The sequence below is a fragment of the Sarcina ventriculi genome, assembly GCF_900456775.1.
In the GTDB taxonomy this organism is placed as follows: Bacteria; Bacillota; Clostridia; order Clostridiales; family Clostridiaceae; genus Sarcina; species Sarcina ventriculi.
Map to the genome: position 1 here is coordinate 178,868 of NZ_UAUL01000007.1, position 23,137 is coordinate 202,004.

Sequence of the window (23,137 nt, forward strand, 5' to 3'; positions counted from 1 at the left end):
TCATTAAACCAAAATAGAATAATACTATAAAAACAATCTTAAAATTATTTCTATTACAAATATTATAACATCCATGCTTATAAACTACAGGAAAAATAAAATATCAACAGTATTTACTTGTTGATATTTTATCATATATCCCTATTTTATGTATTTAATAATATTATTTTTTACATCTGCGATACATTCTACAAGATTATTATTTGAATATATTTTTTCAATACCATTTAATTTTAAATTTTTATTGCTAAAATCCTCTGAATCTGCTATAAATCTTCTACAAATCTCTTTATAGTTTGGACTATCCTCACTCATCTCACGATTTAAAATTCTTTGAAGTCTTATTCCATCATCAACATCTATATATAGAGGAATAACATTATTAGATCCAAAATATTTTTTAAAACTACTATAAGATTCTAAAGTTGATATAACTATATAGCTATTAGTCTGTAAATTTATTTGCCCATCATCCATTGTTCCATAATACCAAATTCCATTTACAGTATCATATTTTCTAAGTTCAATAACTTTATTTTTTTGTATAAATTTATTTATCATATCATCATCTATAAAATTATATTCTACACCATCGTTCTCTTCCACTCTCTTAGGTCTAGTAGTGTATCCAACTATTTTTTTTAAATTTAAAGAATTATCTTTAATAATTTCTTTAAAAATAGTATCTTTTCCTGAGCCACTTTTACCCATTATACAAAAAACTTTTCCCATTACACTTCCCCCACAATATCTAAACTTTATCATCTGATTTTATCACTTTTATATAATGGTTGTTAACCCCTATGATATTTGTACCTTCATTTATATAATTTTCTATATATTTTATATGTTCTTGCTCTATTATTTCTCCTGAAACCAATATAGGTACTCCAGGTGGATAAGGTATTATATTTTCAAATACAACTCTTCCCAAAGAATCGCTTAAACACACTTCTTCACTTTCTTTTCCAATTATCTCATAAGGCATAAATTTTCTTTTGGGAATATCAATATTATAAAAATTTTGTTCCTTTGACTTTATCATTTCAACATCACAATTTAAAAGAACCTTATATAAAATATCAAAATCTTCTTTCTTATTAAAAGGTGTTGGTATTAAAACTATATTTTTATTATCACTCATTTCGCATTGGATACGATTTTCCCTTAAATATTTTAAAAGCTTGTTTCCATTATAACCATATTTTAAATTTATAACTATCCTACTAAAGTCATACTGAAGATTGCATCGACTACATGCTTTATTCTTATCATCCTCACAATTTTCACATATAAATTCTTTATCTACAATATTTAAATAACTTATGTCTTTAATTTTCTCCCTAAATTCTTTAATAATTTTTATTAACTTATTATAATCATTCTTCCCATGATTTTCTAAATAATTTCTAGCATAATCTAAACTCATCATAAGCATATATGATGGACTAGTGCTCATAAATATACCCTTGTAAAATTCTACATTCCCTATATATTTTAAATTATTAACATGAAGATAAGATGTTTGAGTTAAGCTTGGCAATGTTTTATGTGCACTCATAATAACCATATCCGCCCCTAATTCTTGTGGACTTTTAGGTAATTTTTTATTAAAGCCATAATGAGCTCCATGTGCCGAATCTATTAAAACTTTTATGTTTCTTTCCTTACACAACTTTATTATATTTTCAATACCAAGACCTATACCATAATAATTAGGATACGTTAGTATTATTCCTTTAATATTATTTTCTACCTTTAATAGTTCATCTAAATTATCCAAATCAATACCTATAGGTGCTTTTAATTTTTTATCATATTTATTCTTTATAAATATCGGTTCTAATTTTCTAAGTATTACACCGTTCATTATGCTTCTATGGCAATTTCGTTCGACTAAAACCTTATCTCCTTCATTAAAAGCTGAAAATACCATTATTAAATTCCCACAAGTACTTCCATTAATTAAAAAATAACTTTGTTTACTTTTATATAATCGAGTCAATTTATCCTGAGCATCTTTTATTATTCCCTCTGGGTTATGTAAATTATCTAATCCCTCAACCTCAGTTAAATCACCTTCTAATAAAATCCTTTTTAATTCATCATTAAACGCTCTTCCCATCTTATGACCAGGCATAGAAAATGGAACAACATCTTCTTTTAGATAATCATTGATTTTATTTATTATTGGAACATTATTCAAATAAAATCCCCCTCTTTAGTATATTAAACAGATTTTCTAGTGTAAATTTCTTCTTTTAATCTGTTTTTATAAAATTTATAAAACTCACTATCTAAATCACATTCTATTACTTTAGTTTCACAACTTTTGCAAATAAGCTTACCTTTTATAATTATACCATATCCTTGTTTTTTGCATATAATACATATTTTATTACTCATTTAATCACTCCTAAATTTATAGTTTGTACCCTTACAATAAATACTTTTTATATAAAATTTTTTCCTTTACTTTTGATTTTATTCATAAAAATAAATATTTTTTTTATTATTGATAAAACTATTAAATATAAAAAAATTTAGGAGGAATTTTTATGAAACAGGAAATCTTATCATATTTATCTACTGAAAAAGAAAACTTATTTAAATTATGTAAATTCTTATATGATAACCCTGAAGAAAGTTATAAAGAATATGAATCTTGCAAATATATTTGTGATTTTTTAAATACAAGAGGATTCAATATTACTAAAAATTTTTGCGATATTGAAACTGCTTTCATAGCAACTAAAGGTTCAGGTTACCCTAACATTTGTTTTTTATGTGATTATGATGCAACAAAAGATCAAGGTCATATTACAGGCAATAACCTTTTAACCACTATAAGTATTTCATCAGCCATAGGTCTTGGTAAGTTTACAGATAAATTCACTGGAACCATAACTGTAATTGGTTCTCCTGGTGAATTCTTAGGTGGTTCTAAATCTATTTTTGCTAAACTCGGAGTTTTTGATAATATAGATGCAGTTTTAATGGTTCAACCAGAATTAGTCACAGCAGAAAGTGGCTTATCTAAAGCAACTATTCCTTTAGAAGTTAAATTTATAGGTGGAAATGGGCTTAGCTTCCTAAATTCAAAAACATATACATCTTTAGATGGAATACTATTATCATTTAATATATTAAATTCACTTTTAAAAGCTTTAACACCAGATATATCTATAAATTTTATTCTATCTAGGGGATGTAATACACCTTTGCTAGTTCCTGAAGAGGCAGAAGCTAAATTTTATATACAGGCTAAAAATATGGATATGGCCAAGTTTGCTGAAGAAAGAATTAGAGAACTAACACTGTATGTAAGTAAACTTATGGGTCTTCAATGTTCCTATTCTCTTTATGAACCCCCAAGTGAAGAATTATTATCAAATAAAACATTAAATAGGCTTTTTATAAATAATTTAAAAGAAAATGGTGTAATTGAAATATGTCCTCCTTTACATATAGAATCTAGATTAAGCATTGGAAACATAAGTACTATAGTTCCCTGTATTCATCCTTATATTAATATAATAGAAAAAGGTGTAATTTATTTCGGAACCAAAGAATTCGCTGAACAAACAATATCTTCTTTTGGATTTGAACAAGGATTAAAAGCTTCCTATGCCTTAGCTCAAACTGCTTTAGATTTAATAGAAAATGATTCTCTGTTAAATGAAGCGAAATCATCACTTTACTAATAACCTAAATCCTTATTTTTTTATTACACTTAGATCAATTTTATATAAAGTGATACTAGATAAAAGCGATGTTAATTAATAAACTTATTTAATATTGCCTTTATTTTTTTTATTAAATGTTTCTGATAAATTACTTAATTAATTATATTACTTACTCTAGATAGTATGTTTACCTATAAATATTTAAATAGTATAATAATTACGTTGGAGGTGAAATTTTGATTCAGATATATAAATCTTATAATAATACTGGAGAATTAAAAAATATTGACACAATAGAGAATGGTTGCTGGATTAATATAGTTGCACCTTCTCAAGAAGAATTAATTTTAATTTCTAAAAAAACATCTATACCACTACAGTTTCTAAGAGCTTCTTTAGATGATGAAGAAACTTCTCGTATAGACATAGAAGGAGAAAATCTTTTAATCATTGTTGATATTCCTTTTACAGAAATGGAAGATAATTCATTAACGTATGATACTTATCCATTATCTATAATTCATACTAGCAATGTATTAATCACCGTCTGTTTAAAAAATAGTAAGATATTAACGGATTTCACTAGAAATAAAATAAAATCATTTTATACTTTTAAAAAATCTCGATTTACTTTACAAATATTAAATAGAATTTCAACCTATTATCTTCTTTATTTAAGACAAATAGATAAAAAAAGTTTAATGATAGAAAAAAGACTTCATAAATCCATGAAAAATAGAGAACTTATTCAATTGCACTCGCTTGAAAAATCTTTAGTATATTTTTCTACATCTTTAAAATCCAATGAGATAACGTTAGAAAAAATGCTGAAATTAGAACTAATTCAAAAATATGAAGAAGATAAAGACATACTAGAAGACGTAATAATAGAGAATAAACAAGCTATAGAAATGACTGAAATCTATGGTAACATTCTTTCAAGTACCATGGATTTTTTTGCTTCTGTAATATCTAATAATTTAAATATTGTTATGAAAGTAATGGCTTCTGTAACTATTTTAATGTCAATCTTTACAGTTGTTTCTGGAATATATGGAATGAACATATCTAAACTTCCTTTTGCTGATAGTCCTAATGCTTTTATTATAGTTATGGGTATATCTTTTGCATTATGTTTTTTAGTAGCCTTACTACTTTATAAAAAAGACATGTTATAGAATTTATAGATTTTATTTATACTCCTTATTATTATATAAGTTTTTATTTTAATATAAAGTGTTATTTATATAGTATTAAATAATATAATACTACTAAAATTAAAATAATCTTATCTTATGCAAGTAACTATAAAAAGGAGGTTTTTAATATATTAAATAAATTAAAATTTAATGATACTATAGGTGTTATTAGTCCAGCTGGTTGTGAAAAAAATAATTCAATAGACTATAATTTAAATCAATTAAAAAAATTAGGTTTTAAAATTAAAGAAGGTAAACATTTAAGAAAAACAAATAATTATTTTGCAGGCACCGATAAAGAACGTGCATCTGACTTTATGAATATGTTTAAAGACCCAGAAGTAGCTGCTATCATGTGTTATAGAGGCGGTTATGGCTCTATACGAATGATGCCTTATGTTAATTGGGATGTAATAAAAAACAATCCTAAAATATTTTGTGGATTTAGTGATATAACCTTGCTCTTAAATTATATAAATAAGGTATCAAATATTCCTACATTTCACACGCCTATGGTAAATTCCAATCTTCAAGATTTTGTAACACAAAATTTTTTTTTAAATCTTTTAACTAAGAAATATAGTTCTATAAACTTAAAAAACTTTAAAAACATAAAAACTTTTAACATTAGAAATATTACGGGAAAAATATGTGGTGGAAACCTCTCTATGATTTGTAGCGCTTTAGGAACACCTTACGATATAGATACGAACAATAAAATTCTTTTGCTAGAAGACATAAATGAACCTGCATATAAAATAGATAGAATGCTAACTCAACTTCTTATGTCTAAAAAGCTAGATAAATGTTGTGGTTTTATTTTGGGACATTTCACCCCATATGATATCAATACATTAAATTTAATAAAAAACATACTTTTACCTTTAAATAAACCTATTATACTAGGTTTTCCAAGTGGTCATGCATATCCTAATGTGTCATTACCACTTGGAGGCAATATTTTAATAGATTTTTCGCAAAATATCATATCAATTGAGCCCATATTTAAATAGGAAACATTCTAACTCTTAAAATAAAAAATTTAAATAAGTTAAAAATAATAATTTATTATAAAACAAAAAATCTCAGCTTAAGCTGAGATTTTTGGAGGCGCCACCCAGATTTGAACTGGGGAATAAAGGTTTTGCAGACCTCTGCCTTACCACTTGGCTATAGCGCCATGGTGGCTCGAACTGGAATCGAACCAGTGACACGAGGATTTTCAGTCCTCTGCTCTACCGACTGAGCTATCGAGCCTTACAAACCACATTATAAATTATATTAATTAATATGATTTTTGTCAAGACATTTTTAATATAAATAAATTTTAAAACCTGGCAACCATTTACTCTCCCACACAGTCTCCTATGCAGTACCATCAACCGTAAAAAGCTTAACCTTCGTGTTCGGAATGGAAACGGGTGTTACCTTAAAACGCATTATCACCAGATATGGCTCCTCCGAGAGGGCTCGAACCTCCAACCTATCGGTTAACAGCCGAGTGCTCCACCATTGAGCTACAGAGGAACATAAACCTAGCAACCACCTACCCTCCCACACAGTTCCCTATGCAGTACTATCGGCCTCTAAAAGCTTAACCTTCGTGTTCGGAATGGAAACGGGTGTTACCTTAAAGAGCATAATCACTAGATATTCATTTAAAAAATATTCTTTTTAAACTACACTAAGCATTAACATAAAGTTAATTAGATCAAGCCCTCGACCTATTAGTATCAGTCAGCTAAATATGTTACCATACTTACACCTCTGACCTATCAACCTTGTGTTCTTCAAGGGGTCTTACTAGCTTATGCTATGGGAAATCTCATCTTGAGGTGGGCTTCACGCTTAGATGCTTTCAGCGTTTATCCCTTCCCGACTTAGCTACCCAGCTGTGCTCCTGGCGGAACAACTGGTACACCAGAGGTCGGTCCATCCCGGTCCTCTCGTACTAAGGACAGCTCCTCTCAAATTTCCTACGCCCGCGACGGATAGGGACCGAACTGTCTCACGACGTTCTGAACCCAGCTCGCGTGCCGCTTTAATGGGCGAACAGCCCAACCCTTGGGACCTACTTCAGCCCCAGGATGCGACGAGCCGACATCGAGGTGCCAAACCTCCCCGTCGATGTGGACTCTTGGGGGAGATCAGCCTGTTATCCCCGAGGTAGCTTTTATCCGTTGAGCGATGGCCCTCCCACGAGGTACCACCGGATCACTAAGCCCGACTTTCGTCCCTGCTCCACTTGTGGGTGTCGCAGTCAGGCTCCCTTCTGCCTTTGCACTCTTCGAACGATTTCCGACCGTTCTGAGGGAACCTTTGGGCGCCTCCGTTACTTTTTAGGAGGCGACCGCCCCAGTCAAACTGCCCACCTAACAATGTCCTGTGACCAGATTCATGGCCGCCAGTTAGAACTTCAGTACTATCAGGGTGGTATCCCAACGTCGACTCCACTAAGGCTGACGCCCTAGTCTCTCAGTCTCCCACCTATCCTGTACAGACAATACCGAAATTCAATGCTAAGCTACAGTAAAGCTCTACGGGGTCTTTCCGTCCAATCGCGGGTAACCAGCATCTTCACTGGTACTACAACTTCGCCGGATTTGCAGTTGAGACAGTGCTCAAGTCATTACGCCATTCGTGCGGGTCAGAACTTACCTGACAAGGAATTTCGCTACCTTAGGACCGTTATAGTTACGGCCGCCGTTTACTGGGGCTTAAGTTCACACCTTCGCTTACGCTAAGTGTTCCCCTTAACCTTCCAGCACCGGGCAGGCGTCAGCCCCTATACATCAGCTTACGCTTTAGCAGAGACCTGTGTTTTTGCTAAACAGTTGCTTGAGCCTATTCTCTGCGGCCTACTCTCATAGGCATCCCTTATTGCTAACTTACGGGATCAATTTGCCGAGTTCCTTAACTGCAATTCTTCCGCCGGCCTTAGGATTCTCTCCTCACCTACCTGTGTCGGTTTGCGGTACGGGCACTACTTCTCTCTCTAGACGCTTTTCTTGGCAGCGTGGAATCATGTACTTCGGTTCCGTAGAACCTTCCCCATAACATCTCATCATTATTACAACGGATTTGCCTATTGTAACTGACTAAATGCTTAGACTAGCATCCAATAGCTAGCACACACTATCCTCCTACGTCACGCCATCGATAATAACGATGGTAGTGGTACTGGAATATCAACCAGTTGTCCATCACCTACGCCTTTCGGCCTCGGCTTAGGTCCCGACTAACCCTCAGCGGACGAGCCTTCCTGAGGAAACCTTAGGTATTCGGCCTGTAGGATTCTCACCTACATCTCGCTACTAATGCCAACATTCTCACTCGTAATCAGTCCACCACTCCTTACGGTATGACTTCAGCCCGATTACGACGCTCCTCTACCGCTTGAATAAATTCAAGCCCGTAGCTTCGGTGGTAAGTTTTAGCCCCGAACATCTTCGGCGCAGGATCTCTCGACTAGTGAGCTATTACGCACTCTTTTAATGAGTGGCTGCTTCTAAGCCAACATCCTAGTTGTCTTAGAAATCCCACATCCTTTTCCACTTAACTTACACTTTGGGACCTTAGCTGACGATCTGGGCTGTTTCCCTTTTGACCACGGATCTTATCATTCGTAGTCTGACTGCCGAACTTATAGTATATGGCATTCGGAGTTTGATAAGGTTCGGTAAGCGCTATGCCCCCTAGCCCATTCAGTGCTCTACCTCCATTACTCATATTCGACGCTAGCCCTAAAGCTATTTCGAGGAGAACCAGCTATCTCCGAGTTCGATTGGAATTTCTCCGCTATCCACAGCTCATCCCATGCTTTTTCAACAGCAACGTGGTTCGGTCCTCCACGAGGTTTTACCCTCGCTTCAACCTGGCCATGGATAGGTCACCCGGTTTCGGGTCTACGACATGCAACTAGTTGCCCTATTAAGACTTGGTTTCCCTTCGGCTCCGTACCTTAAGTACTTAACCTTGCTACATATCGTAACTCGTTGGCTCGTTCTACAAAAAGCACATCATCGCACACATAAGGTGCTTTGATCGGTTGTAGACATATGGTTTCAGGTTCTATTTCACTCCCCTCCCGGGGTTCTTTTCACCTTTCCCTCACGGTACTGCTTCACTATCGGTCATCAGGTAGTATTTAGCCTTGGGAGGTGGTCCTCCCTGCTTCCCACAAGGTTTCACGTGTCTCGTGGTACTCTGGATTAGAACTTGATTACTCTAACTTTCATTTACAGGACTATTACCTTCTACGGTAGAGCTTTCCAGCTCTCTTCAATTAGTTATAGTTTCTCGTTATGTTCTATCCACAACCCCGGAAACAAGTTTCCGGTTTGGGCTCTTTCCCTTTCGCTCGCCGCTACTTAGAAAATCGATTTTTCTTTCTCTTCCTCTAGGTACTTAGATGTTTCAGTTCCCTAGGTTTACCCTCGTTAACCTATTTATTCAGTTAACGATACATGAGGTTTCCCATGTGAGTTTCCTCATTCGGAAATCTTTGGATCTCAGACTATGTGCGTCTACCCAAAGCTTATCGCAGCTTATCACGTCCTTCGTCGGCTCCTGATGCCAAGGCATTCACCATACGCCCTTTGTAGCTTGACCTTTGTTTCTATCTTTTAGATAGTTGCAATCAATTTTACAAAGAATAGTAAATTTAATTGGCTTTACTCTATTTATTAATACTTATGTGTAATTTTCAAAGAACATGGTGGGTCTAAATGGACTCGAACCATCGACCTCACGCTTATCAGGCGTGCGCTCTAACCAGCTGAGCTATAGACCCATATGGTGGAGGTAAAGGGATTCGAACCCTTGACCCCCTGCGTGCAAGGCAAGTGCTCTCCCAACTGAGCTATACCCCCATATGTTTTGAGAGTTAATCTCTCAAAATTAAACAGATATTTAAGAAGCATTCTTTATTATCATCTTAGTTTTCCTAAGATGTTCTTCCTTAGAAAGGAGGTGATCCAGCCGCAGGTTCTCCTACGGCTACCTTGTTACGACTTCACCCCAATCGCTGACCCTACCTTCGGCCGCTGCCTCCTTACGGTTAGCTTACGGACTTCGGGTATTGCCAACTCTCATGGTGTGACGGGCGGTGTGTACAAGACCCGGGAACGTATTCACCGCGACATTCTGATTCGCGATTACTAGCAACTCCAGCTTCATGTAGGCGAGTTTCAGCCTACAATCCGAACTGAGACAAGTTTTTGAGTTTTGCTCCACTTCACAGTATTGCTTCTCTTTGTACTTGCCATTGTAGCACGTGTGTAGCCCTAGACATAAGGGGCATGATGATTTGACGTCATCCCCACCTTCCTCCCGGTTAACCCGGGCAGTCTCGCTAGAGTGGTCAACTTAATGGTACCAACTAACAATAAGGGTTGCGCTCGTTGCGGGACTTAACCCAACATCTCACGACACGAGCTGACGACAACCATGCACCACCTGTGTTCCTGTTCCCGAAGGAACTTCCCACATTACTGGTAATTCAGGACATGTCAAGTCTAGGTAAGGTTCTTCGCGTTGCTTCGAATTAAACCACATGCTCCGCTGCTTGTGCGGGTCCCCGTCAATTCCTTTGAGTTTTAATCTTGCGACCGTACTCCCCAGGCGGAATACTTAGTGCGTTAGCGGCGGCACAGAGGCTTGGGGCCCCTACACCTAGTATTCATCGTTTACGGCGTGGACTACCAGGGTATCTAATCCTGTTTGCTCCCCACGCTTTCGAGCCTCAGCGTCAGTTACAGTCCAGAGAATCGCCTTCGCCACTGGTGTTCTTCCTAATCTCTACGCATTTCACCGCTACACTAGGAATTCCATTCTCCTCTCCTGCACTCTAGATATCCAGTTTGGAATGCAGCTCCCAAGTTAAGCTCGGGTATTTCACATCCCACTTAAATATCCGCCTACGCTCCCTTTACGCCCAGTAAATCCGGATAACGCTTGCCACCTACGTATTACCGCGGCTGCTGGCACGTAGTTAGCCGTGGCTTCCTCCTTAGGTACCGTCATTATCGTCCCTAAAGACAGAGCTTTACAATCCGAAGACCTTCATCACTCACGCGGCGTTGCTGCATCAGGGTTTCCCCCATTGTGCAATATTCCCCACTGCTGCCTCCCGTAGGAGTCTGGACCGTGTCTCAGTTCCAATGTGGCCGATCACCCTCTCAGGTCGGCTACGCATCGTCGCCTTGGTGAGCTGTTACCTCACCAACTAGCTAATGCGCCGCGGGCCCATCTCATAGCGGATTGCTCCTTTGATTGTTAAAAGATGCCTTTCAACAATATTATGCGGTATTAATCTTCCTTTCGGAAGGCTATTCCCCTCTATGAGGCAGGTTGCCCACGTGTTACTCACCCGTCCGCCGCTAGAAAAGCTCCGAAGAACTTTTCTCGCTCGACTTGCATGTGTTAAGCACGCCGCCAGCGTTCATCCTGAGCCAGGATCAAACTCTCAAATTAAAATATACTAATTTCTTAGTTTTTATTTGAGTTTAATCTACTCATATTACTTATAAAAGAATTGCTGGTTTACTTAAATTATCTGTTTAATTTTCAAAGATCCATTCGCTATTTACTCAAGCGACTTTTATATATTAACATCATCACTTCCATTTGTCAACATCTTTTTTTGTTTTTCACTTGTTTAAGTTGTTAACTCGTGACGACGAAATTTATAATATCATATTAATACATTTAATTTGATATTATATTCTATAATATTAAAAAATTATTTTGTATTTTCTCTTTTATTCTTCTTTTTTTTATTTTTTCTATTATAGATACTCCAGGGAGAGTTTTCTTTTTCAAATAGATAAAATACTTGGATATCTTTAATATTAAATTGCTTTACTATAAGATATTTCTTAATTAAAACATAAAAAGCAACTAAACCTTATTATAGATTTAGTTGCTTTTTTTAGATTAAACTATAAGTTATTTATTATATCTTTAAATATATTTCCTCTTATCTCAAAATTTTTAAACATATCAAAACTAGCACATGCTGGAGATAACGTAACTATATCTCCTTCTTTAGCTATCTCTCTACATTTATTAACTGCTTCCTCCATATTATTTACAATATATACTGGAATGTTAATCCCTTTTCTTTCTCTTAAATCCTGAAAACATTTAGCTATTTTATATTTTGTAGCCCCCATTATAACTATACTCTTTATTTTTTCATATCCTTCAAATGCCAATGGCTCAAACGGTATATGTTTATCATATCCTCCAGCTATTAATATCACCGGTTTTTCAAAAGCTTTTAATCCTGCTAAAGTTCTTGTTGGACTAGATGCAATAGAATCATTATAATATCTTACACCATTAATTTCCCTTATAAATTCACATCTATGCTCCACACCACCAAATGTTTGGGCAACAAATTTCATATTTTCGATGGAAACTTCATTCCTTACTGCTAAAAACGCTGCTAAATAGTTTTCTACGTTATGCATTCCTTTTATAACTATATCATTTTTTTTACACACTTCTTGTCCATGAATATAAAGTACTCCATTTTCGTAATATCCATCTTCGTTTTTAATTTTTTTAGAACTAAATTTTTCAACTTTTCCTTTTGCTTCTTTATAAAACTCTTTCGTAATATTATTTTCATCATTTATAATTAATAGACAATTTTTATCTTGATATCTAAATACGTTCTTCTTAGCCTCTATATATTCTTCCATACCATGATGCATATCTAAATGATTCGGTGTAATATTAGTCACTACTGCAACATCTATCAAACTATCCATTGTCATTAATTGAAAACTAGATAACTCTAAAACAACTTTATCTTCTTCTTTTATTTTTTCTATTTCAGCAAATAATGGAGTTCCTATATTTCCTCCTACCCAAGTAGTATATCCTTGTTTTTCTAATAATTTTGAAATTATTGTAGTTGTTGTTGTTTTACCATCACTACCTGTGATTCCATATATTTTTCCCTTACAATATTTTGTGAATTCCTCCATTTCAGAAGTTATGTATGCACCCTCTTTTTTACATCTAACTAATGCCTCACTATCAATTCTCATGGATGGTGTTTTAAAAATCACATCATATCCTGTTAATCTATCCAAATATTTTTCTCCAAGCTCTAAGCTTATTCCTTTACCTTTGAAGTCAATAGCAACTTCACCTAATTCAGCCTCAGCTTTCATATCAAAACCTGTTATTTTAGCTCCTAGCTTGTCTAAAAAATTCATAAGAGGAATATTACTAACCCCTATTCCTACTACTGCAACTTTTTTTCCTTTAATAAAATTTTTAAACTCAGTAAAATCTTTTTTCACCTTTAATCCTCCAACAATTATTTTAATTTTAATGCACTCTCATTATACAAATAATTCTATCCATTTTTCTTCATTATATCACCCATAATAAACATATGCTACTTTATAGCTTGTTGTTAAAATATAAAACAAAAGCATAGTAAGAACCTTCTTACTATGCTTGCTACATACTTATAAACTAAAATTCTAAGCTTTTTTCTATATAAGATTTTAAATCAGATATTTTAATTCTTTCTTGTTGCATTGTATCTCTGTCTCTTATTGTTACGCAGTTATCCTCTAACGTATCAAAATCTACTGTTATACAATATGGAGTTCCAATTTCATCTTGTCTTCTATATCTTTTTCCTATACTTCCTGCTTCATCATATTCAATATTAAAATATTTGCTTAATGCACCATAAACTTCATCAGCTTTTTCTGAAAGTTTCTTTGAAAGAGGTAATACAGCAGCCTTATATGGAGCTAAAGCTGGGTGTAAATGCATAACTGTTCTTACATCTCCACCTTCTAATTCTTCCTCATCATAAGCCTCAACTAAGAATGCTAATGCAACTCTATCAGCTCCTAATGATGGTTCTATAACATATGGAATATATTTCTCATTAGTTGTTGGATCTAAATATGCCATATCTTGACCTGAATGTTCTTGATGTTTAGTTAAATCATAATCAGTTCTATCTGCTATTCCCCAAAGTTCACCCCATCCAAATGGGAATAAGTATTCTATGTCTGATGTAGCATTTGAATAGAAACTTAACTCTTCTTTTGCATGATCTCTTAATCTTATGTTTTCTTTATTCATTCCTAAATTTAATAAGAAATTCCAACAATAGCTTCTCCAATATTCAAACCATTCCATATCTGTTCCTGGTTTGCAGAAAAATTCTAATTCCATTTGTTCAAACTCTCTTGTTCTAAATGTAAAGTTTCCTGGAGTTATCTCATTTCTAAAAGATTTACCTATTTGAGCTATACCAAAAGGAACTTTCTTTCTAGTTGTTCTTTGAGTTGCTTTGAAATTTACAAATATACCTTGAGCTGTTTCTGGTCTTAAATATATTTCATTTTTAGCATCTTCAGTAACTCCTTGGAATGTTTTAAACATTAAATTAAATTTTCTTATATCTGTATAATTTAACTTTCCACATTTAGGACATACTATGTTATTGCTTTCTATATACTCTTTTAATTGCTCATTAGACCAACCATCAGCTGATGCTACTTCTGCTCCATTTGCAGTCATATGGTCTTCAACTAACTTATCTGCTCTAAACCTTGACTTACATTCTTTACAATCCATAAGTGGGTCTGAGAATCCCCCAATGTGACCTGATGCAACCCAAACTTCTTTATTCATAAGAATAGCACTATCTAATCCAACATTATATTTACTTTCTTGAACAAATTTTCTCCACCAAGCTTTTTTTACATTATTTTTAAATTCAACTCCTAAAGGACCATAATCCCATGAATTCGCAAGTCCACCATAGATATCTGAACCTGGAAATATAAATCCTCTATTTTTACATAATGCAACTATTTTATCCATAGTCTTTTCTACTGACATTTTCTATACCTCCAATAATTTTAAATTTATTATATGAATTATTAACTTTAAAAACAAAAAAACCTAACTAAAATTAAAGGGACGAAAAATTTATTCCGCGGTTCCACCCTTCTTAGCTAAGCTCAACTTTCTAAAAAACACTCAAAAGTTCCATTCATCTTAAATCTTTAATGATTTACACCTACCATCATCTCTCTTAAAAATTTTTAAGATTACTCTTCTCTCTCATTGTGTATATTAACTTATAGTCTTTATTTTATCAAAAACATCTAATATGTCAATATATATACTTCGTTTTAATGATTTATTATTTAAATAAAATAAAAAAGGACACACAAACTTTAATGTTTAAGTGTCCTTAAAATATTAATTATTTTCTTGAGGTTTCATTGTTGGAAATAATATAACATCTTTAATTGATGATGAATCTGTTAAGAACATAATTAATCTATCTATACCTATTCCTAAACCACCTGTTGGAGGCATACCAGTTTCTAACGCACTCATAAACTCTTCATCTATAACATACGCCTCATCATCGCCTAAATCTCTTTGTTTTGCTTGTTGTTCGAATCTTTCTCTTTGAACTATAGGATCGTTAAGTTCTGAATATGCATTACACAATTCTCTACCATAAACAAAGCCTTCAAATCTTTCAGTGAAATCTGCATTTCCTCTTTTCTTTTTAGTAAGAGGTGAATTTTCTGATGGATAATCTATTATAAATGTAGGTTGAATTAATTTTGATTCTCCAAACTCTTCGAATAAAGCATTTAAAACTTCACCTTTACTTACATATTGTAATTCTTTAGGGAATTCCAAATTATGCTTTTTAGCTATTTCTTGAGCTTCTTCATCTGATGATATTGAATTAAAATCAACCCCTGCAAATTCTTTAACAGCGTCAACCATTGTTAATCTTCTCCAAGGTGGTTTAAAATCTATTTCTGTTCCTTCATATGTAACCTTAGTTGTTCCGTTAACCAATGTACAAACTTCTGCCACCATGTTTTCAGTAAGTTCCATCATGTCATTATAATCTGCATAAGCTTCATATAATTCTATAGATGTAAACTCTGGATTATGTCTAACTGACATTCCTTCATTTCTAAATATTCTTCCCATTTCATAAACTTTTTCAAAACCAGCAACTATACATCTCTTTAAATGTAATTCTGTTGCTATTCTTAAATACATATCTATATCTAACGTATTATGATGAGTTATAAACGGTCTCGCTGCTGCTCCTCCTGCAATAGATCCTAAAATTGGAGTATCAACTTCTATATATCCTTTGTTGTCTAAGAAATTTCTAATTCCTTTTATTATTTGAGCTCTCTTTAAGAAAGTTGTTTTTACTTCTGGATTAGTTATTATATCAACTTCTCTTTGTCTATATCTTAAATCTGGGTCTTTTAATCCATGGAATTTTTCTGGTAATGGCTTTAATGATTTACAGATTAATTGGAATGAAGTAACCTTAACAGATACTTCTCCTGTTTTTGTTTTAAAAACTGTTCCTGTTGCTGCAATCCAATCTCCAAGATCTAAGCTTTTAAATTCTTTTAAAGCTTCTTCACCAACAGCATCTATTTTTACAAATAATTGAAGTTTTCCATCCCTATCATGAATGTCAGAAAACAATACTTTTCCTTGCCCTCTTTTAGACATTAATCTTCCGGCTACTTTAACTTCTTTACCTTCTAATTCTTCAAATCCTTTTACTATTTGTGCTGAAGAATGAGTCCTTTCAACCTTATACACGTCAAAAGGATCCTTTCCAGCATCTTGTAAATCCTTAAGTTTTTGTCTTCTTAATATTTCTTGTTCACTAAGTTTATCTTCTTGGTGAATATTTATATCTTCATTTGACATTTTCCATACCTCCATGATTATGTTTATTAAATTATTTTAAAATTATCTTCTGATTCCTAATACTTCAAATTTAGCTATTCCACCTGGAACATTTACTTCTACTATGTCTCCAACTTTCTTACCTATAAGACCTTCTCCAACTGGTGACTCATTAGAAATTTTAAAGCTCATTGGATCAGCTTCAGCTGAACCTACTATTGTATATTCAACCTCTTCATCAAATTCATAGTCTTTAACCTTTACTATAGAACCTACTGTTACAGCATCTGTTGATATTTCTGATTCATCAACAACAACTGCATTTTTAAGCATGTTTTCTAATTGAAGTATTCTTCCCTCTGTAAAAGCTTGTTCATTTTTAGCTTCATCATACTCAGAGTTTTCACTTAAATCTCCATATCCAAAGCAACCTTAATTTTCTCTGTTATTTCTTTTCTCTTTACGGTTTTAAGATATTCTAATTCATCTTCTAACTTTTTTATACCTTCATAGGTCATTAGATGCTTTTTTTCGCTCATAATATTTTCTTCCCTTCATAAAAAATTATCACAAATTTATCTATATATATAATATTGGACTAAATTTTAACTTAATATTATTTAATGTAAAAATTATTAAAACTCCTTAAAAAACTTGAGAACAGTTTATTCTCAAGTATTTAAAATATTATAAATCTTTACTATGATTATGTCAACTTATCTAAATACTTTTATTGTATTTTATGTTATATAATATTAAATTATCAATATTTTGAGTTAATTATAGGTATTATTTATAATTTTCTTTTAATATACTTTTATATTCGCTTAATATTTTTAAAACCTTAAGAGAATCATTCTCTAAATTTATCTTATTTTTTATCTCTGTACATTTAGGTAAACCCCTTATATACCAAGCTGAATGCTTCCTCATTTCTCTTACAGCCTTATACTCTCCATTGTATTTCAAAGCCAGATTATAATGTCTTATACACATATCTACCTTTTCCCAAGAGTTAGGCATTTTAACTTCATTATTATTAAATTTATCAACAATTTGTTTAAATATCCATGGGTTACCAGTACAACCTCGACCTATCATTATTCCATCACAATTACTTGTTTTTATTAAATTTAAGGCATCTTCAGCACAAAAAACATCTCCATTCCCTATAACAGGAATCTTTACAGCTTCTTTTACTTGTCTTATAATATCCCAATTTGCCTTTCCTGTATACATTTGAGCTCTTGTTCTACCGTGAATAGCTACTGCATCTGCTCCTGCACTTTCAATAATTTTAGCAAATTCTACTGCATTTATACTATTTTCATCATATCCCATTCTAAACTTAACAGTTACTGGTTTTAGTGAAACTTTTTTTACTTCATTAACTATTTCATAAGCTAACTTTGGATTTTTCATAAGAGCTGATCCATCACCATTTTTCACTATTTTAGGTGCTGGGCATCCCATATTTATATCTATAATACATATATCATCATTAGTATTAAAATATTTTTCTGTTACATACGACATTATTTTAGGATCGCTACCAAACATTTGACATGCAACTGGCTTTTCTTCTTCTGCAATCCTCATTAATGTTTTTGTATTTTCACTTTCATAATATAACGCCTTAGCACTAACCATCTCCGTATACACAAGACCACAGCCCATTTCTTTACAAAGACTTCTAAAAGCAATATCTGTTACACCTGCCATGGGAGCTAAAAATACATTATTCTCTAAAGTTACATTTGAAATTCGCATTTAATGACTCCTTATTTTTCTCATAAAGTATTTGCAATCCTTCTAAAGTTAATTTTGAATCAATTACATCAATTACATTTGTTGAATTTGATATAAGTTTAGCTAAACCACCTGTTGCTATTACCAATGGTTCACTATGTCCTAAATCTTGCATCTCTTTTTTCATTGCTCTTACAATATATTCAACTTGACCTACATAACCATATATTATGCCAGCTTGCATACCTTCTACGGTATTCTTACATATTATTCTATTAGGTTTTTCAAGTTCAATTCTTGGAAGTTTAGCTGCTCTTTCAAATAAAGCTTCTGACGATATTATAATTCCAGGACATATACTTCCCCCTAAATAAGTACCATTTTTTGTTATAGCACAATAAGTTGTTGCTGTCCCAAAATCTATAATTATTAATTCTTTTTTATATTTTTCATAAGCTGCTACTGCATTTACAATCCTGTCTGCACCTGCTTCTTTTGGATTATCATATTTAATATTTAGTCCAGTTTTTATACCTGGGCCTACTATTATTGGTTCTTTATTAAAACATTTCTTAATCATATTTTCTAAAGAATGCATAACATTTGGTACGACAGAAGATATAATTATTCCCTCTATGTCTTCTGTGTTTAGATTTGCTTGGTTAAAGAGTTGCATAACCTGTATAGAATATTCATCTGATGTTTTTTTAGAATCCGTTGATATTCTCCAGCAAGCTACATATTTATTTTTACTGTAGATTCCTAATACTATGTTAGTGTTCCCCACATCAACAAGTAAAATCATATTTACACCACCTTAATATAATTAAAAGACAGCATATAAGCTGTCGAAAAACATGCTACTCCCTTTCATATAACAATATAATTTTAACAACAACTAAGCTTTTGTCAAGCAATCAAAACGATGATTGTCAATTTTTTTCAATGATAAATAAAAGCTATATTGCTCAAATATTTTATTTGAACAATATAGCTTCTTTACTGCTTATTTAATTTAATTTTAAAATAATCCAGTTATTTTTCCATTTATATCTATATCCATCTTGTTTGCAGCTGGCACTTTTGGAAGACCTGGCATAGTCATTATATTTCCTGTTTGAACAACTATAAATCCAGCTCCATTTGACACATTTATTTCTTTTACATTTATATCAAATCCATGAGGTCTCCCTAACAACATCGGATTATCTGATAATGAATATTGTGTCTTTGCCATACATATTGGTAATTTATCCATATTAAATTTTTCTATTTCACTTATTTGCTTTAAGGCTTGTGGTGCATAATTAACATTATCGGCTCCATAAATTGTTTTAGATATCTTTAATATTTTATCTTTTATAGAATCATTTATATCATATATCGGAGCAAATTTAGACTCACTTTCCTCAATAGTTTCTAAAATTTTATTTGCTAAATCAATTCCACCTAGTCCACCTTTTTCCCAAACTTCAGTATTGCTAACCTTTATCCCTAAATTTGAGCAAAAATTTTCAATAAATTTAATTTCTTCTTCTGAATCTGTTATAAATTTATTTATAGCCACAACTACTGGAATATTAAATTCTTTTATATTTTCTATTTGCTTTTCAAGATTTTTAATACCTTTTTCTAAAGCTGAAACACTTGGTATATTTAACTCATCTTTTTTAACCCCACCATGATGTTTTAAAGCCCTTACAGTAGCAACTAATACAACACACTCTGGTGCTAGATCTCCATACCTACACTTTATATTCAAAAATTTTTCTGCTCCAAGATCAGCTCCAAATCCAGCTTCTGTTATAGCAAAATCACCTAATTTCAAAGCCATCTTTGTAGCAACTATTGAATTACAACCATGAGCAATATTTGCAAAAGGTCCTCCATGTATTATTGCAGGTGTATTTTCTAATGTTTGAACTAAATTAGGTTTTATTGCATCTTTCATAAGAAGAGCCATAGCACCTTGAACTTGTAAATCTTTTGCATATACAGGCTCACCATCTAAATTATAAGCTACTAGTATATTACCCATTCTTTCTTTTAAATCAGATAGGTCTTTAGCCATGCAAAGAATAGCCATAATTTCTGATGCAACTGTTATATTAAATCCATCTTCTCTTAAAAAACCATTTATTTTTCCACCTAATCCCACAACTATATTTCTTAATGCCCTATCATTCATATCTATAACTCTTTTAAAAACAACCCTTCTAGAATCTATTCTAAGTAGATTGCCTTGATGAATATGGTTATCTATAGCTGCGCTTAATAAATTATTTGCAGATGTTATTGCATGCATATCTCCAGTAAAATGAAGATTTATATCTTCCATCGGAACTACTTGTGCATTTCCACCACCTGTCGCTCCTCCTTTCATTCCAAAAACAGGACCTAAAGAAGGCTCCCTTAAAGCTATAACTGCTTTTTTTCCTATTTTATTAAAAGCATCACCTAAACCAACTGTAACTGTTGATTTTCCCTCTCCAGCTGGCGTAGGATTAATTGCTGTTACTAATATAAGCTTTCCATCCTTTTTATTTTCATTTTTTTTCATAATATCTAAAGAAATTTTACATTTGTATTTTCCGTATTGCTCTATTTCATCTTCTAGCACTCCTAATTTTTCAGCTATCTTTACTATTGGCTCCATTTTAGCGTTTTGAGCTATTTCTATATCACTTTTCATAAATATGCCCTCACTTTTTTAATATCTTCTACAAATTATAATTTAACTATCAAATTTTATATTTATATTATATTAATTTTTTTAAAAAAAATAAAGTTTTATACGAATAAAATATATATTTTTTTAAAAAAAGTTTTATCATATACGAACTTTAAATTATTTTAATACTTATATAATTCAATAAAGCAGTTAAACCAAAGGCTTAACTGCTTTATTTTATGAGTTTTGGAATATTCTTTCGAATTCTTCTCCATCAATTTTTTCTTTTTCAAGTAAAGCTTGAGCAACTGCATGAAGTTTATTAACATTTTCATTTAATATCTTTTCAGCTCTTTTATAAGCTTCATCTATAAGTGCCTTAACTTCTTCATCTATTTTAGCACTTGTTTCCTCACTTATATTGCTGCTTTTACCCATATCTCTACCTAAGAATACCTCGCCATTATCATTTCCAAATGATATAGTACCAATTTTACTACTCATACCATACTGCATAACCATACTTCTTGCAATACTGCTAGTTCTATCTATATCATTTTTAGCACCAGTACTTATATCTCCAATTATTATTTGTTCAGCAACTCTTCCACCTAAAAGCCCTACCATATCATCTTTTAATTTCAATTTAGATATATGACTTCTATCATTTTCTGGAAGATGCATAGTATATCCTGCTGCCATTCCTCTTGGGATTATACTTATTTCATGAACTGGATCAGAATGTTCAAGCATTCTCATAGCCACCGCATGACCTGCTTCATGATAAGCCGTAATTTTTTTATCATGAGCACTCATTACTCTACTTTTCTTTTCTGGTCCTGCTATTACTCTTGTTATAGCCTCTTCTATATCATCCATATCAATTGTCATCTTATTTCTTCTAACTGCTAAAAGTGCTGCTTCATTAGTTAGATTTTCCAAATCAGCCCCTGTAAATCCAGGTGTTCTTTTAGCTAATACTTTTAATTCCACATCATCACCTAAATGTTTATTTCTAGTGTGAACTTTAAGTATAGCTTCTCTTCCTGCTACATCTGGAGCACCAACTACTATTTGTCTATCAAATCTACCTGGTCTTAAAAGTGCAGGGTCTAATATATCTGGTCTATTAGTTGCCGCAATCATGATTATTCCTTCATTAACTCCAAATCCATCCATCTCAACTAAAAGCTGATTTAAAGTTTGTTCCCTTTCATCATGACCACCACCAACTCCAGCTCCTCTTTGTCTACCAACAGCATCTATTTCGTCAATAAATACTATGCAAGGAGCATTTTTCTTAGCTTGATCAAACATATCTCTAACTCTTGATGCACCAACACCAACAAACATTTCAACAAAATCTGAACCTGATATACTAAAGAATGGTACACCAGCTTCACCAGATATTGCTTTAGCTAACAATGTTTTACCAGTTCCTGGAGGGCCAACTAATAATACTCCCTTCGGAATTCTAGCACCCATTTCTATATATTTTTTAGGTTGTTTTAAAAAGTCTACTATTTCTTCAAGTTCTGCTTTTTCTTCATCTGCACCAGCTACATCTTTAAAAGTAACCTTGTTGCTATTTGGTGGAGCCACTTTAGCCTTACTCTTACCAAAGTTCATTACACCTCTATTTCCTCCACCACCTTGAGATTGATTCATTATCATAAAGAAAAATACTAAAAATACTACTACCATAAGTATTGTTGGAACAACTGATATCCATGCTGATGAACTATTTGTTTGTTGAAATTGTATTACAGCAGTATTAGTACTTGAATATTGTGTTAATAATTGATTAAATGTTTCAGTAGGAACTACTACATTATATTTTGAACCATTTCTCATAGTTCCTGAAATTAAATCTTTACTTACATTTACATTAGCTGTAGCAACTTGATTGTCTCTCCAACTTTGCTCAAATTGACTGTACCCAATAGTTGAACTAACATCTCCACTATTATATAAAGTAACAGCAGCCATTATAATCATTATAAGTACAACAATCCACACAGTTAATTTGGATGTCTTTCTCATTGCATTTGCCTCCTCTCTATATCATAAAATTTTATATTTAGTGATGA

General features: G+C 32.6%; 13 protein-coding genes, 5 tRNA genes, 4 rRNA genes, 1 pseudogene and 1 other annotated feature. Of the genes and pseudogenes, 3 read left to right on the plus strand and 20 right to left on the minus strand.

The window, feature by feature from the left end; genetic code table 11:
* Positions 1 to 141: 141 nt before the first annotated feature.
* From DR020_RS05065 to DR020_RS05075, 3 genes are read right to left on the minus strand one after another with little or no spacing between them, the layout of a single operon-like run.
* On the minus strand, positions 142 to 732 hold the full coding sequence (locus tag DR020_RS05065; protein ID WP_055260207.1) for a nucleoside/nucleotide kinase family protein: 591 nt from the start codon (positions 730 to 732) through the stop codon (positions 142 to 144).
* Between the two features lie 19 nt (positions 733 to 751).
* The gene (locus DR020_RS05070) at positions 752 to 2,206 is read right to left on the minus strand and encodes an aminotransferase class I/II-fold pyridoxal phosphate-dependent enzyme (RefSeq protein WP_112365409.1); all 1,455 of its coding nucleotides are present in this window, start codon (positions 2,204 to 2,206) and stop codon (positions 752 to 754) included.
* A 23-nt stretch (positions 2,207 to 2,229) separates the two neighbouring features.
* Entirely contained in the window at positions 2,230 to 2,406 is a 177-nt protein-coding gene (locus tag DR020_RS05075; protein WP_055260189.1) for a sigma factor G inhibitor Gin, read from the minus strand.
* A 152-nt stretch (positions 2,407 to 2,558) separates the two neighbouring features.
* On the opposite strand from DR020_RS05075, the gene DR020_RS05080 reads away from it, so the two are divergent.
* The 3 genes from DR020_RS05080 to DR020_RS05090 all read left to right on the plus strand — a co-directional run bounded on the left by DR020_RS05080 (position 2,559) and on the right by DR020_RS05090 (position 5,898).
* Entirely contained in the window at positions 2,559 to 3,704 is a 1,146-nt protein-coding gene (locus tag DR020_RS05080) for a zinc-binding metallopeptidase family protein (RefSeq protein WP_055260188.1), read from the plus strand.
* 218 nt (positions 3,705 to 3,922) lie between these two features.
* Positions 3,923 to 4,864, plus strand: a complete 942-nt coding sequence (locus DR020_RS05085) for a magnesium transporter CorA family protein (protein WP_055260187.1) — start codon at positions 3,923 to 3,925, stop codon at positions 4,862 to 4,864.
* Between the two features lie 188 nt (positions 4,865 to 5,052).
* Positions 5,053 to 5,898, plus strand: coding sequence for a S66 peptidase family protein (locus DR020_RS05090; RefSeq protein ID WP_265327740.1), 846 nt, complete (start codon positions 5,053 to 5,055; stop codon positions 5,896 to 5,898).
* Between the two features lie 92 nt (positions 5,899 to 5,990).
* Here DR020_RS05090 and DR020_RS05095 read toward each other — a convergent pair.
* From DR020_RS05095 to ftsH, 17 genes and pseudogenes are all read right to left on the minus strand, one after another.
* Positions 5,991 to 6,065: transfer RNA gene (locus DR020_RS05095), tRNA-Cys, on the minus strand.
* A gap of 1 nt (position 6,066) precedes the next feature.
* A tRNA-Phe gene (locus tag DR020_RS05100) sits at positions 6,067 to 6,142 on the minus strand.
* 75 nt (positions 6,143 to 6,217) lie between these two features.
* A 5S ribosomal RNA gene (gene rrf / locus DR020_RS05105) occupies positions 6,218 to 6,335 on the minus strand.
* A gap of 2 nt (positions 6,336 to 6,337) precedes the next feature.
* Positions 6,338 to 6,412, minus strand: a tRNA-Asn gene (locus DR020_RS05110).
* Between the two features lie 6 nt (positions 6,413 to 6,418).
* Positions 6,419 to 6,536 (minus strand): 5S ribosomal RNA (gene rrf / locus DR020_RS05115).
* Between the two features lie 56 nt (positions 6,537 to 6,592).
* A 23S ribosomal RNA gene (locus DR020_RS05120) occupies positions 6,593 to 9,496 on the minus strand.
* Positions 9,497 to 9,600: 104 nt separating this feature from the next.
* Positions 9,601 to 9,677: transfer RNA gene (locus DR020_RS05125), tRNA-Ile, on the minus strand.
* 3 nt (positions 9,678 to 9,680) lie between these two features.
* Positions 9,681 to 9,756: transfer RNA gene (locus tag DR020_RS05130), tRNA-Ala, on the minus strand.
* A gap of 93 nt (positions 9,757 to 9,849) precedes the next feature.
* Positions 9,850 to 11,359: ribosomal RNA gene (locus DR020_RS05135) — 16S ribosomal RNA — on the minus strand.
* The 16S, 23S and 5S rRNA genes sit together here with 5 tRNA genes alongside, the layout of an rRNA operon.
* A gap of 467 nt (positions 11,360 to 11,826) precedes the next feature.
* Positions 11,827 to 13,203, minus strand: coding sequence for a UDP-N-acetylmuramoyl-L-alanine--D-glutamate ligase (gene murD, locus DR020_RS05140; protein WP_112365411.1), 1,377 nt, complete (start codon positions 13,201 to 13,203; stop codon positions 11,827 to 11,829).
* Positions 13,204 to 13,381: 178 nt separating this feature from the next.
* Positions 13,382 to 14,773 (minus strand): glycine--tRNA ligase, encoded by a 1,392-nt coding sequence (locus DR020_RS05145; RefSeq protein ID WP_112365412.1) that lies wholly within the window; start codon positions 14,771 to 14,773, stop codon positions 13,382 to 13,384.
* 74 nt (positions 14,774 to 14,847) lie between these two features.
* Positions 14,848 to 15,011: a binding site (T-box leader), on the minus strand.
* A 128-nt stretch (positions 15,012 to 15,139) separates the two neighbouring features.
* Positions 15,140 to 16,648 (minus strand): lysine--tRNA ligase, encoded by a 1,509-nt coding sequence (lysS, locus tag DR020_RS05150; protein ID WP_055258667.1) that lies wholly within the window; start codon positions 16,646 to 16,648, stop codon positions 15,140 to 15,142.
* Between the two features lie 42 nt (positions 16,649 to 16,690).
* A pseudogene (gene greA, locus DR020_RS05155) lies at positions 16,691 to 17,166 on the minus strand (transcription elongation factor GreA).
* Positions 17,167 to 17,416: 250 nt separating this feature from the next.
* Positions 17,417 to 18,397 carry a tRNA dihydrouridine synthase DusB gene (gene dusB / locus DR020_RS05160; RefSeq protein ID WP_112365413.1) on the minus strand — a complete coding sequence of 327 codons (981 nt, stop codon included), beginning with the start codon at positions 18,395 to 18,397 and terminating at the stop codon, positions 17,417 to 17,419.
* Complete coding sequence (locus DR020_RS05165; protein WP_055258672.1) at positions 18,366 to 19,181, minus strand: type III pantothenate kinase; 816 nt, start codon at positions 19,179 to 19,181, stop codon at positions 18,366 to 18,368. Before DR020_RS05165 ends, dusB begins: the two co-directional genes overlap by 32 nt.
* Positions 19,182 to 19,397: 216 nt before the next feature.
* Positions 19,398 to 21,068 (minus strand): formate--tetrahydrofolate ligase, encoded by a 1,671-nt coding sequence (locus DR020_RS05170; RefSeq protein ID WP_055258674.1) that lies wholly within the window; start codon positions 21,066 to 21,068, stop codon positions 19,398 to 19,400.
* Positions 21,069 to 21,284: 216 nt separating this feature from the next.
* Positions 21,285 to 23,090, minus strand: coding sequence for an ATP-dependent zinc metalloprotease FtsH (gene ftsH, locus DR020_RS05175; RefSeq protein ID WP_112365414.1), 1,806 nt, complete (start codon positions 23,088 to 23,090; stop codon positions 21,285 to 21,287).
* Positions 23,091 to 23,137: the final 47 nt, after the last annotated feature.